We start from the raw sequence: 12020 nt of genomic DNA on the forward strand, positions 1-12020 counted from the left end.
CAGTAGGAGGGGCAGTCGTCGTGGACACCGTCAGTCGTACCGCCACCGGAGCGACGCAGCCCCGGACGCCCCGTCCGCGGGCCGATGCGCTGCGCAACCGGGAGCGGATCGTGACGGCCGCGCGCGAGATGTTCGTCGAGTTCGGGTCCGACGTCCCGCTCGACGAGGTCGCCAGACGCGCCGGCGTCGGCAACGCCACGCTCTACCGGAACTTCCCCGACCGGGCCGCGCTGGTGCACGAGGTCGTGCTCGCGGTCACCTCCCGGACCACCGACCGTGCGGAGGAGGCGGTGGCCGAGGAGGCCGACCCTTTCGCCGCGCTCAGCCGCTTCGTGCACGCGGCGGCCGACGAGCGGATCGGGGCGCTGTGCCCGACGCTTTCCGGCAGCTTCGACAAGGACCATCCCGAACTGCTCGCCGAGCGCCGACGCCTCGAAGAGGCCGTCGAGGGGCTCGTGTCGCGCGCCATGTCCGCGGGGCGGCTGCGCACCGACATCGCCGTCGGTGACGTACTCGTCGCCCTCTCGCAGCTCACCCGGCCGCTGCCTGGTACCGGCTGCCTGGACATCGACCGGTTCACCCACCGTCATCTACAGCTGTTCCTGGACGGACTGGAGGCCCCGGCCCGGTCCGAACTGCCGGGAACAGCAGCGACCTTGGAGGATCTGCGGCGCCGGCCATGACATCCGCACCGGGCTCCTGAACGAGGAGCCCGGCGGCACGTCCGCCACGCCTTGACCATCCCTTTCACCACCCGCCCGCCCGATCACCGTCTTCCCTTTTCGCCGGCATCCCGGTTCATGTTCACCGGCATCCCGGTTCACGACTCCTCGCGTACATGCGCGCCCTTAGGTGGATACACCCATGTCAAAAACAGCCGATCTCCGACTCCCGGACCCCAGTCGCTGGAAAGCGCTGGCGTTCATCGCCCTCGCGCAGCTGATGGTCGTGCTCGATGCCACGATCGTGAACATCGCGCTACCGCACGCCCAGACGGCCCTGGGTATTTCCGATGCCAACAAGCAGTGGGTCATCACGGCGTACGCCCTGGCCTTCGGCGGGCTGCTGCTCTTCGGAGGCCGGATCGCCGACCTCTGGGGACGCAAGCGGACCTTCGTCGTCGGCCTGATCGGCTTCGCGCTGGCCTCCGCGCTCGGTGGCGCGGCGCAGAACCAGGGCATGCTCTTCGGCTCCCGCGCGCTCCAGGGCGTCTTCGGCGCGCTGCTCGCGCCGGCGGCCCTGTCGCTGCTCGCCGTGATGTTCACCGATGCGAGGGAGCGCGCCAAGGCGTTCGGCATCTACGGTGCGATCGCCGGTGGCGGCGGCGCCGTCGGCCTGATCCTCGGCGGCTTCCTGACCCAGGCGCTGAACTGGCGCTGGACGTTCTTCGTCAACATCCCGTTCGCCGTCATCGCGGCCGCGGGCGCGTACTTCGTGATCCGTGAGCCGGCCGGCAGCCGTAACCGCTCGTCGCTCGACGTCCCGGGCGTCGTCCTGTCCGCGCTGGGTCTGGTCTCGCTGGTGTACGGATTCACCCGCGCCGAGTCCGCCGGCTGGTCGGACGGGCTGACCATCGGCATGTTCGTCGCGTCCGGTGTGCTGCTGCTGTCCTTCGTCCTGACCGAGTCCAGGGTCAAGTCGCCGCTGCTGCCGCTGCGCGTCCTGATGGACCGCAATCGCGGTGGCGTCTACCTCTCGCTGGGTCTGGCCGTCATCGCGATGTTCGGGCTGTTCCTCTTCCTGACGTACTACCTGCAGGTCGTGAAGGGCTACTCGCCGATCAGGACCGGCTTCGCCTTCCTCCCGATGATCGCGGGCATGATCACCGGATCCACGCAGATCGGTGCCCGGCTGATGACCCGGGTCCCGGCGCGCAAGCTCATGGGTCCCGGCTTCCTGACCGCCGCCGTCGGCATGCTGCTGCTGACGCAGCTGGAGATCGGCTCCTCCTACGTCGGGCTGATCCTGCCCGCGCAGCTGCTGCTGGGTCTGGGCATGGGTACGGCGTTCATGCCGGCCATGTCGCTGGCCACGCACGGTGTCGAGCCCCGGGACTCGGGTGTCGCGTCCGCGATGGTCAACACCTCGCAGCAGGTGGGCGGCGCGATCGGTACAGCGCTGCTGAACACCATCGCCGCCTCGGCCGCGACGGCGTACGCCTCCTCGCACGCCGCACTCGGCGCCAAGAACCCGGAGCCGCTGAAGCTCCAGTCGATGGTGCACGGCTTCACCGGCGCCATCTGGTGGGCCGTCGGCATCCTGGTGGTGGCCTCCGCCATCGCGGTGACCTTCATCAACGCCGGGCGGCCTTTGGCGGGCCCGGCGACCGGAGGCTCTGGTTCGGGTGACGCCGGGGGTGTCGAGGACGAGTTCAAGATCCCGGTCGTCGCCCACTGAGCGCCGACGCGCGGATATGACACGGAGATGATGTGAACGCGGCTGTGCCCCGGTTTCCGCTCGAAGCTCGAAGCTCGAAGCTCGAAAGGTCGAAGCTCAAGAGGTCGAACGGAACCGGGGCACAGCCGTATCGGTATGCGCGCGGTTCAGCGCAGCCAGGGCAGATCCGCGTCCGTGCCCTCCGGCTGCAGTCCGGCGGCGACGACCTGCATGATCTCGCCCAGCGAGCGCACCTGCTCGGGCGTGAGCCGGTCGAACATCGCCTGGCGTACGGCGTCGACATGGCCCGGTGCGGACCGGCGCAGCATCTCGAAGCCGTCGTCGGTGAGGACCGCGTTCTGGCCCCGCTTGTCGGACGGGCAGTCCTCGCGGCGCACCCATCCGCTCTTCTCCAGCCGCGCGACGGCGTGCGAGAGCCGCGAGCGGGTGATCTTGGCGTCCTTGGCCAGTTCCGTCATCCGCTTCTGGCGGCGCGGGGCCTGGGAGAGCTGGACGAGCAGACCGTAATAGATGTGTGGCATGCCGGCATCGCGCTGCAACTGGCGGTCGAGGTGGTCCTCCATGAGCGTGGTGGCGTGGAGATACGCGCGCCACACGCGCTGCTCTTCGTCGGAGAGCCAGTGGGGCTCACCGGTGGATGCCGTGGTCATGTACTCCACTGTACGACCTTTTCTTGAAAGTTGAACTAGATAGAGCTAAGGTCTCCGCAGGAAGGAAGCTTGAACATTAAAGAATCCTTCCTTCTCAAAAAGGCCCCAGTAGAAGACTTACCCGGATCAGCAGTGGATGGGGAGTGCCATGACAGTCACCGCGGAGCGCATGCCCGCCCTCTACCTTTCCCACGGCGCCCCGCCGCTGGCCGACGACCCGGTCTGGCCCGGCGAACTGGCCGCCTGGTCCGCCGGGCTGCCCCGCCCCCGCGCGATCCTGATGGTCTCCGCGCACTGGGAGGAGGCACCGCTGGCCCTCGGGGCCACGGAGACGGTCCCGCTGGTCTACGACTTCTGGGGCTTCCCCGAGCACTACTACCGGGTGCGGTACGCCGCCCCGGGCGCCCCGGAACTGGCGGAGAGCGTACGCAAGCTGCTGCGCGGCGCCGGTACGCCGGTGCAGGACATTCCGGACCGCGGGCTCGACCACGGGGCGTACGTCCCGCTCGTGGAGATGTTCCCGGGCGCCGACATTCCCGTACTCCAGATCTCCATGCCGACGCTGGACCCGCAGAAGCTCATGGACATCGGGCGCAAGCTCGCGCCGCTGCGCGACGAGGGCGTCCTGATCGTCGGCAGCGGCTTCTTCACCCACAACCTGGCCGCCCTGCGGCATGCGGGCGGCGGTACCCCCGGCTGGTCGGCGGAGTTCGACGACTGGGGGAACCGGGCACTCCAGGCGCGGGACATCGACGCGCTGCTGGACTTCGAGCACAAGTCCCCGGCCGGCCGGCTGGCCCACCCGCGCACCGAGCACTTCGCGCCGCTCTTCGTGACGCTCGGCGCCTCGGAGGGCGAGCTGGACCGGGGGCGCAGCGTCATCGACGGGTTCTGGATGGGACTCGCGAAGCGGTCGGTGCAGTTCGGCTGAGGCCCGTGACCAGGGCCGAGGCCTCGGACGCGGCCCTGGTCACGGCCCCGTCCACAGGGCCGGGGCGGGTTCGGTCCGTCGTCGTCACATCACAGGGCCGGCGGGTTCAGTTCGATCGAGCGGAGTGCGGCGGCGAGGGCCGTCCCGTCGCCGACGTCCAGCGCGGTGTCGGTGAACTTGATGGTGTGATCGTCGCCGTGCGCCGCCGCCCGTGCGAACAGCTCGTCGGCGGACGCGGTCGCCGGTGCGTACGGGGCTGCCTCGGCCGGACTGTACGTGGCGGTGACCGCGGCGCTCGCCGCCCACGCGGCCTCCAGGCTCGGCACCCACAGCGCGCGCGGGAGCGCGGGCAGGGTGCGCAGCACGGCATTGGGCGCGGTCGCGGCGTGCACCAGCATGATCGGTTCGCCGTGCCCGTGCGTGGCGAACCGGTGGGTCGCGGCCCGCACCAGCTCCACGAGCCGGGCCCGCGCCTCGTCCGGGTCGTCGGTGAACCGCTGCGGCCACACCGGGAACGCGGTGAGCTGCGCCAGCCGGTCCCGGATACCGCCGCTCTGCTCGGGCACCGGCGGTACGGCGTCCAGTGCGGCCGCGGCGGTGGGCGCGGGCGCGAGAGGGGCCAGCGCGGGCAGCGGCTGGTGGCGGGCGGCCCAGTAGCCGAGTCCGTGGGCGAGCTCGGTGATCCGGGGTACGGTCGCCTCGCCGGCGAGCAGGGTGCGCACGGAGTGGCCGACCCGGATGGCGGGGTGGGTGGCGCCCGCCGCGATGCCGGGGAGCAGCCGTGGCCACCACTCGGTGAGGACGTCCCGCCAGGGGCGTTCGGCGGTCTCCCGCTCGAAGTACGCCGTCCAGTCCGCGATCCGGCGCGGGTCGCCGAGGGCCTCGCGCCAGTTCTCCGCCGTCACCCGGGTCGCGGTGTCCGGCATGTCCTCCAGCTTGTGGCTGTAGTGGTCGAGCCAGCGGTGGACGGCCGGTGCCTGACCGTGCCGGACCAGCGACTCCACGGCCATCGGGCCGTGATTGCTCAGCCAGCCGTCGCGTTCGGGGCCCGAGGAGTGGAGGCGTTCCAGCGCCTCGTCGAGCGTGCCCGTGGTGTCGTCCGCGACCGTGGTGCCGTCCGCGTCGTTCGGGCCCGCCGCGCCGCCCGTGTTCGTCGTGTCGCCCGTGTTCGTCGTGTCGCCCGTGTTCGTCGTGTCGTCCATACGCGAGCACGCTAGGCGCGGGGGTCGCGCGGCGTAACGGGCCGCGGACCCAGACCGGGACCGGCCGGGGGACTAGGGCTGTGGCCCCAGTCGCTTCTCGTACCAGGCCACGTCCCAGTACGTGCCGAACTTCCGGCCCACCTCGGCGTACGTACCGACATGGCGGAAACCGAAGCGCTCGTGCAGCCGTCCTGAGGCGTCGTTGGGCTGGGTGATGCCCGCGTACGCGCGGTGCAGGTCCTCGTCGGCGAGTGCCTCGAACAGGGACGTGTAGAGGAGCGTGCCGATGCCGAGGCCGGTGGCCCGGGGGGCGCAGTACACGCTCACCTCGACCGAGGTCGCGTACGCCGCCTTGGGGCGGAAAGCGCTGCTGGTGGCGTATCCCAGGATCGAGGCGGGGCCGACAAGCCGGACATCCTGAGCAACCAGAAGACGGTGCGGGCCGTCTTCAGGGTGGGAACGCAACCACGGCAGCCGCTGTTCGGGAGTGAAGGGGGTCGTGTCGAATGTGAGCGCGGTCTCACGTACGTAATGGTTGTAGATGTCCGTGAGCGCCACCAAATCACCCTCGACGCCCGGCCTGACCTGCGCTTCTGTGGGACTCTCCGGCATGCGCCCTCCCCTCGCGGCGGCACAGGGTACTGCATGATCGCGAAAGTGAATGCCAGGCGTGGGAATTCTGTCCGGATTCCAGTCGTTGTTTCCATCGGATGCAGGGCACCCGGAAGGGTGTCGCGACCTACTCAGCAAGGGAGCACGCATGGCAACCCGTGCCGTCGCCCGTCGTTCGTCCGCCACCGGTGGGACCAGCCGGGCAAGCAGTGTTCGCGCCTCGGGCGGAGAGATCGCCGATCGCGACCTGGTCGGCATGTACCTGGACGAGATCGCGCGTACGCCTCTGCTCGACGCCGCCAAGGAAGTCGAGCTGTCGCAGACCGTCGAGGGGGGCGTCTACGCCCGGCAGATACTCGACGGCGCGGTGGACAGCGAAGCCGGTGGAGCCACGCGCGAGGAGCTGGAGGCGCTGGTCGCCGAGGGCGAGCGCGCCAAGGACATATTCATCCGTTCCAACCTCCGGCTCGTCGTTGCCGTAGCCCGCCGCTATCCGCGGGCCGGGCTGCCCCTGCTCGACCTGATCCAGGAGGGCAACGCGGGCCTGGTGCGCGCGGTCGAGAAGTTCGACTACGCCAAGGGCTTCAAGTTCTCCACGTATGCGACGTGGTGGATCCGTCAGGCCATCACCCGTTCCATAGCCGACCAGTCCCGCACGATCCGGCTCCCCGTCCACCTGGTGGAGGAGCTCGGCCGGATCCGCCGGGTGCAGCGCGAGTTCAACCGTGAACACGGCCGCGACCCGGAGCACGCCGAGATAGCGGCCGAGCTGGACTCCACGCCGGAGCGCGTGGGCGACGTCCTGGACTGGGCCCGCGATCCGGTCAGCCTCAACATGTCCGTGGACGACGAGGGCGAGACCCAGTTCGGCGATCTGCTGGAGGACACCTCCGCGGTGTCGCCCGAGCAGTCGGTGATGACGCTGCTGCGCAGCGAGGAGCTCGAGGACCTGATCGGCAAGCTCGACAACCGCACCGCGTCGATCATCCGTATGAGGTACGGCATCGAGGACGGCCGTGAGCGGACCCTCACCGAGGTCGGCAAGCAGCACGGCCTCACCCGTGAGCGGATCCGGCAGATCGAGAAGCACGCGCTGCTCGAACTGAAGCGAATGGCCCACGACACGGGTTTTGATGCTGCGGCGTGAGCCTTCGTCCAGTAACCTCCGAAATGGGTCGCTTCGCGTGACCCCCTGAGCTGAGTCCCGGCGCCCACCCCCCCCCTGGCGCCGGGGCTCATTCCTTTCATGGCCGGTCTTTTCATGGCCGGTCCGCTTCCGTTCGGCTCATGACCCGGTTCGTCCCGGAGGCCGGCGTGCTGCCGCGCGGGTCAGGCGGGCACCCAGATCGCCCAGGTAATCCACCAGCTGCGGTGGCTCGTGCGCGGTGAAGTCGCAGTCCACCAGCGCCAGCCGGAGCGCCACCCACTCCAGCGAGTCCGCGAGCACCGCCCGCAGCCGGCAACTGTTCTCGCCGGTCCGCTCCAGCGGACCGATCGACGCCGGCAGCCGCGCGGACACGAAGTCCGCCGGGGCCGCGAAGCTCACGTCGACCGCCAGCTCCGGCTGCCGCCGGGCGATGGAACCGGCGAGGAACCTCGCCGCGTCCCCCGTGGGCAGCGCGCGCGGTGCGAACCGGGCCCCGGTCGCGAACGGCTCGCTCACCCGGTCGACCCGGAACGTACGCCAGCCCTCGCGCCCCAGGTCGTACGCCACGAGATACCAGCGCCACCCCGTGCTCACCAGCCGGTACGGCTCGGCCTCCCGCTTCGTCTCGGCGCCGTCGCCCGCCCGGTACGCGAACCGCAGCCGTTCCTGCCCGGTGACCGCCGAGGCCATCACGGTCAGCGTCCGCGGGTCGATGGTCGAGCCGTCGCCCCGGGTCAGCGGCATCGTCGCGTTCTGCAGGGTCGAGACCCGGTGCCGCAGCCGCGACGGCAGCACCTGCTCCAGCTTCGCCAGCGCCCGCACGGACGCCTCGTCCACCCCCTCGATGGCATGCCCGGCCCCCGCCCGCAGGCCCACCGCGATGGCCACCGCCTCCTCGTCGTCGAGGAGCAGCGGCGGCATCGCGGTGCCCGCGACGAGCCGGTAGCCGCCGATGGATCCCCGCGAGGCCTCGACGGGATAGCCGAGCTCGCGGAGCCGGTCGATGTCGCGACGGATGGTGCGCGGGCTGACATCGAGCCGTTCGGCGAGCTCGCTGCCCGGCCACTCGCGGGGCGTCTGGAGGAGCGACAACAGACTCAGCAGTCGTGCCGGGGTGTCGGTCATGGCCTCAGCCTTCCGCCGGGGTGTCGGTCGTCTCACCAGGGTGCTCACCCATTAGGTCATGGACCGACCTAATGAATGTTTAGCTTCTTCATATGACTTCTTCCTCATCTCTGTCGTCCACGGCATCCGGGCCAACGGTGTCCTCGGACCCGTCGGACCGGCGACGCTGGTTCGCGCTCGCCATCGTCATGACCGCGGCCTTCATGGACCTGGTCGACGTCACGATCGTCAATATCGCCATACCGAGCATCCGCGAGGACACCGGCGCCTCGTTCAGCTCGATCCAGTGGATCACCGCCGGCTACTCCCTGGCCTTCGCGGCCGGTCTGATCACCGGTGGCCGGCTGGGGGACATCTACGGCCGCAAGCGGCTGTTCCTCATCGGCATCGGCGGCTTCACCGTGGCCTCCGCGCTCTGCGGCTTCGCCGCCAACCCGGAGATGCTGGTCGCCTCCCGCATCCTCCAGGGCGGCACCGCCGCGCTGATGGTTCCGCAGGTGCTGTCGATCGTGCACGCCACCTTCCCGGCGCACGAGCGCGGCAAGGTCTTCGGCCTCTTCGGCGCGATCGTCGGTCTCGGTGCCGTGCTGGGGCCGCTGCTGGGCGCGCTGCTCACCGAGTGGAACATCGCCGGTCTCGAATGGCGGCCGATCTTCCTGATCAACCTGCCCGTCGGCATCGCGGGCCTGATCCTCGGCCGGAAGTTCATCACCGAGTCCAAGGCCCCGAAGGCGCTCCGGCTCGACCTGGTCGGCGTCGCCCTGGTGACCCTGGGCATGCTGATGCTGATCTACCCGCTGACCCGTGGGCACGAGCTGGGCTGGCCGCTGTGGGGCCACGTGTCGATGGTCGGCAGCCTGCTGGTGTTCCTGGTTCTGGTGCTGTTCGAGCGGGGCAAGGCGCGCAAGGACGGTTCGCCGCTCGTCGAACTGTCGCTGTTCCGGGTCAAGAGCTTCGCTGCGGGCATCGCCGTGCAGCTGACCTTCGGTATCGGGCTCGGCATCTTCTTCCTGGTCTGGACGCTCTACATGCAGATGGGCCTCGGCTGGAGCGCGCTGAAGGCCGGCACGACCGGTATCCCGTTCTCGATCGCCGTGTCGTTCGCCGCCGGGATCTCCGTACAGAAGCTGGTGCCCCGCTTCGGCCGCAAGGTCCTCCAGACGGGCGCGCTGCTGATGATCGCCGGCCTGCTCCTCTACATCTGGGAGTCCGACCGGTACGGCATGGACATCACGTCCTTCCAGATGGCGCTGCCGCTGGTGGTCATGGGTATCGGGATGGGCCTGATCGTGGCGCCGCTGACCGACGCGGTGCTCTCCGAGGTGCCCAAGGAACACTCCGGTTCGGCCTCCGGGCTGATCAACACCGTGCAGCAGATGGGCAATGCGCTCGGGCTCGGACTGGTCTCGGTCGTCTTCCTCGGCGCGATCGGTGACCGGCTGGCGCCGCAGGAGGTGGGCCCGGCGTTCGCGGAGGCGTTCCGGCACTCGCTGTGGTGGGTTGCCGGGGTGCTCGCGGTGATCTTCCTGGTGATGTTCGCGCTGCCCGCGCGGCAGCGGCAGCACATGGAGGACGGCGACGAGGCCGTGGACGCGGCGGGCGTCGAGGGCTCGGCGGGTGTCGTGGATGCGGCGGGCGGCTCCGAGGGCGCCAAGAAGCCGGTTCTGACGTCCTGACCGACCTCCGCCGGAGGCGAAGGAGGACAGTGCCCGCACCCTTCGGGGTGCGGGCACCGGTGCGTCTGCGCCCGAGCCCGTGTCTGCTTCTGATTCCGAGTCGGATCCGGTGCCGAGGCCTCGGGTTCCGGGCCTCGGCACCGGGTCAGCAGATGCGCGTACGGCTCTCCATGGCGCCGCGTGCGGTGTTCTCGTCGCCGTACACCTCGCACATGTGGCGGCCGTCCGGCGTGGCCGTGTGCTCGACCTCCCACAGGCTCGTCTCGCTGCCGTCGAGGAGCAGGAAGGCGTGCTCATACAGGGTGAATCCGGCGTCCCGCCCGTCCACCTGGCACTGCCGGCCGAAGACCTGGGTGATGTGGTGGGCGAAGGCGGCGCGCAGCAGCCGGGCGGTCTCCTCGCCGGGACCGTCGCTGTTCTCCGCGCGGCGCAGGACGCGGCGGGCGTGGTCGGCGGAGTTGTCCGGGGCGTACATCCTGGGCAGCGGGGCCGGGGGAGCCGCCATCAGGACCGTGAGTATCTCCAGGTCGGCCTGCGGCCCGTCGTCCCCGAACACCGGGACTTCGCCGAAGCTGCCGGTCAGCCTGGCGGCGGCGACATGGGCATCGGCCTCGTCGTCGTACAGCTCGTGGTGCATGAGGTCGGGCTCCGTCCGGAACCGCGGGTCCGTCGCGCTCCGCGGGCCGCCGTGCACCAGCTCCCACAGGGAGAGGGGGGTGCCGTCGGACAGCAGGTACGTGTGCCGGTAGGTCTCTCGGTGGAGTACGGAACTGTGGTGCGAGGAGTGCAGGGAACTGCTGTGGGCGAGCGCGGTACCGAGTCTCTCGACCGTGCTGTCGGGCAGGTCGAAAGAGTTGAGTGCCCGTCGCAGGAGTCGCTCGAGGTGCTGCTCGGTTGTCTCGTACGGATCGCTCAAGGTGCTGTCTCCAGGCCGTTGCCGCGTGTTACTTGCTGCGTGCATAACGTAGTCCCTGGGTCCGACATCATGACCGGGGTTCAGGAAAACGTATGGCACACGCAGATGGTTCCTGATGGTTCGTCCGAACTTCCTTACCCGGCAGGCGAGTCGGGGGCCGGGCGATCGTCCTCCGGCTGCGGCGAGGAGCGCGGCCGCAGGCCGTAGAGATCGCTGTACGAGGGGTAGCAGCCGCCGCCGGGGCGGCCGTCGACGCTCCGAGCTGCCCGGACGGCCTTCACGATGGCGCGCGTGAGCACGTCCGCGCCGGCTGCCAGCAGGTCGTTGAGCGCGATCGGATTCTGCGGATCCAGCGGCCGGGCGCCGGTCGCCAGCGCGAAAACGGTGTCCCCGTCGGTGAGCAGATGTACGGGGCGGACGGCGCGCGCCAGTCCGTCGTGCGCCGTACCCGCGAGCTTCTGCGCCTGGGCCCGGGTGAGGTCGGCGTCCGTGGCGACGACGGCGAGCGTGGTGTTGAGCGGGGGCCGCGCGGTCGCCTCCCGTACCTCGGTGAGGCGCTGCTCCGCCGCACGGAGGACCTCGGGCGCCGGGTGCGCCGGCGGTTCGGCGGCGCCGTACTCCCCGTAGAGCACCCCGGTACGCGGATCGACCACCGAGCCCGCCGCGTTCACCACGACGAGCGCGCCCACCGTGATGCCGGAGGCCAGCCGGATGCTCGCCGTGCCCACGCCGCCCTTGAGCTGCCCGGCGACCGCGCCCGTACCGGCGCCCACGCCCCCCTCGGCCACCGGCGCTCCCGGCCCCGCAGCCGCCGCGTCCTCCACCGCGGCGCGGCCCGTCGAGGCATCGGGGCGGGCCCGCCAGTCGCCGCCCCGCCCCAGGTCGAAGAGGCAGGCGGCGGGGACCACCGGCACCACCTGCGCCGGATCGGGGCCGACCCGCACCCCGCGCCCCTGCTCCTCCAGCCAGGCCATCACGCCGGACGCCGCGTCGAGGCCGTAGGCGCTGCCGCCCGTCAGGACGACGGCGTCGATGCGCTGCACCAGATTGCGCGGATCGAGCGCGTCCGTCTCCCGGGTGCCGGGGCCGCCACCGCGTACGTCCACGGCCGCGATCGCACCGCCCTCCGGGGCGAGGACCACGGTGGTGCCGCTCAGCGCGCCCTCGCCGGGCACCTGCGCATGGCCGACGCGCAGCCCCGCGACGTCGGTCAGCGCGTCGAGGAGGTCGGGCAGCGCGTCGAGCGGCCCGGGGGCGTTGGGCGGGGCGGCGTTCGGCCCGGGGGAGTTCGGTGGGGCGGCGTTCGGTGGGGCGGCGGGGTCCGTCGGATTCAGGGGTTCTTCCGTCATTGCGTGCTCCTCATT

Annotated in this window: 11 protein-coding genes; 5 read left to right on the forward strand and 6 right to left on the reverse strand. The window is 70.7% G+C overall.

Annotation, left to right across the window (positions count from 1 at the left end; translation table 11 throughout):
- Positions 1-20: 20 nt before the first annotated feature.
- On the forward strand, positions 21-683 hold the full coding sequence (locus OG520_RS23865; protein WP_406014535.1) for a TetR/AcrR family transcriptional regulator: 663 nt from the start codon (positions 21-23) through the stop codon (positions 681-683).
- Between the two features lie 181 nt (positions 684-864).
- Positions 865-2397 carry an MFS transporter gene (locus OG520_RS23870; protein ID WP_406014536.1) on the forward strand — a complete coding sequence of 511 codons (1533 nt, stop codon included), beginning with the start codon at positions 865-867 and terminating at the stop codon, positions 2395-2397.
- A gap of 146 nt (positions 2398-2543) precedes the next feature.
- Here the strand turns inward: OG520_RS23870 and OG520_RS23875 are convergent, their stop codons facing one another.
- Entirely contained in the window at positions 2544-3056 is a 513-nt protein-coding gene (locus tag OG520_RS23875) for a MarR family winged helix-turn-helix transcriptional regulator (protein WP_406014537.1), read from the reverse strand.
- A gap of 139 nt (positions 3057-3195) precedes the next feature.
- Here OG520_RS23875 and OG520_RS23880 point away from each other — a divergent pair, with 139 nt between their 5' ends.
- A complete protein-coding gene (locus OG520_RS23880; RefSeq protein ID WP_406014538.1) occupies positions 3196-3978 on the forward strand; it encodes a dioxygenase in 783 nt (260 codons plus the stop codon).
- Positions 3979-4067: 89 nt separating this feature from the next.
- Here the strand turns inward: OG520_RS23880 and OG520_RS23885 are convergent, their stop codons facing one another.
- The gene (locus OG520_RS23885; RefSeq protein WP_406014539.1) at positions 4068-5180 is read right to left on the reverse strand and encodes a questin oxidase family protein; all 1113 of its coding nucleotides are present in this window, start codon (positions 5178-5180) and stop codon (positions 4068-4070) included.
- Positions 5181-5252: 72 nt separating this feature from the next.
- Positions 5253-5792 carry a GNAT family N-acetyltransferase gene (locus OG520_RS23890; RefSeq protein WP_399328124.1) on the reverse strand — a complete coding sequence of 180 codons (540 nt, stop codon included), beginning with the start codon at positions 5790-5792 and terminating at the stop codon, positions 5253-5255.
- 148 nt (positions 5793-5940) lie between these two features.
- Here OG520_RS23890 and OG520_RS23895 point away from each other — a divergent pair, with 148 nt between their 5' ends.
- The gene (locus tag OG520_RS23895) at positions 5941-6939 is read left to right on the forward strand and encodes an RNA polymerase sigma factor RpoD/SigA (protein WP_406014540.1); all 999 of its coding nucleotides are present in this window, start codon (positions 5941-5943) and stop codon (positions 6937-6939) included.
- Between the two features lie 138 nt (positions 6940-7077).
- On the opposite strand, the gene OG520_RS23900 is transcribed toward OG520_RS23895, so the two are convergent.
- Complete coding sequence (locus tag OG520_RS23900; RefSeq protein ID WP_399328122.1) at positions 7078-8064, reverse strand: helix-turn-helix transcriptional regulator; 987 nt, start codon at positions 8062-8064, stop codon at positions 7078-7080.
- A 92-nt stretch (positions 8065-8156) separates the two neighbouring features.
- Here OG520_RS23900 and OG520_RS23905 point away from each other — a divergent pair, with 92 nt between their 5' ends.
- The gene (locus OG520_RS23905) at positions 8157-9740 is read left to right on the forward strand and encodes an MFS transporter (RefSeq protein WP_406014541.1); all 1584 of its coding nucleotides are present in this window, start codon (positions 8157-8159) and stop codon (positions 9738-9740) included.
- A gap of 145 nt (positions 9741-9885) precedes the next feature.
- On the opposite strand, the gene OG520_RS23910 is transcribed toward OG520_RS23905, so the two are convergent.
- Positions 9886-10656 carry a DUF6227 family protein gene (locus OG520_RS23910; RefSeq protein ID WP_406014542.1) on the reverse strand — a complete coding sequence of 257 codons (771 nt, stop codon included), beginning with the start codon at positions 10654-10656 and terminating at the stop codon, positions 9886-9888.
- A gap of 134 nt (positions 10657-10790) precedes the next feature.
- Entirely contained in the window at positions 10791-12005 is a 1215-nt protein-coding gene (locus OG520_RS23915) for a P1 family peptidase (RefSeq protein WP_406014543.1), read from the reverse strand.
- Positions 12006-12020 lie beyond the last annotated feature (15 nt).

This window comes from Streptomyces sp. NBC_00984 (genome assembly GCF_045162475.1).
GTDB lineage: Bacteria > Actinomycetota > Actinomycetes > Streptomycetales > Streptomycetaceae > Streptomyces.

Excerpts from the sequence above, each read along its gene's own strand:
- OG520_RS23890 (WP_399328124.1), bottom strand. The coding sequence starts at position 5,792 with ATGCCGGAGAGTCCCACAGAAGCGCAGGTCAGGCCGGGCGTCGAGGGT.
- OG520_RS23870 (WP_406014536.1), top strand. The coding sequence starts at position 865 with ATGTCAAAAACAGCCGATCTCCGACTCCCGGACCCCAGTCGCTGGAAA.
- OG520_RS23895 (WP_406014540.1), top strand. The coding sequence starts at position 5,941 with ATGGCAACCCGTGCCGTCGCCCGTCGTTCGTCCGCCACCGGTGGGACC.
- OG520_RS23905 (WP_406014541.1), top strand. The coding sequence starts at position 8,157 with ATGACTTCTTCCTCATCTCTGTCGTCCACGGCATCCGGGCCAACGGTG.
- OG520_RS23915 (WP_406014543.1), bottom strand. The coding sequence starts at position 12,005 with ATGACGGAAGAACCCCTGAATCCGACGGACCCCGCCGCCCCACCGAAC.
- OG520_RS23880 (WP_406014538.1), top strand. The coding sequence starts at position 3,196 with ATGACAGTCACCGCGGAGCGCATGCCCGCCCTCTACCTTTCCCACGGC.
- OG520_RS23900 (WP_399328122.1), bottom strand. The coding sequence starts at position 8,064 with ATGACCGACACCCCGGCACGACTGCTGAGTCTGTTGTCGCTCCTCCAG.
- OG520_RS23885 (WP_406014539.1), bottom strand. The coding sequence starts at position 5,180 with ATGGACGACACGACGAACACGGGCGACACGACGAACACGGGCGACACG.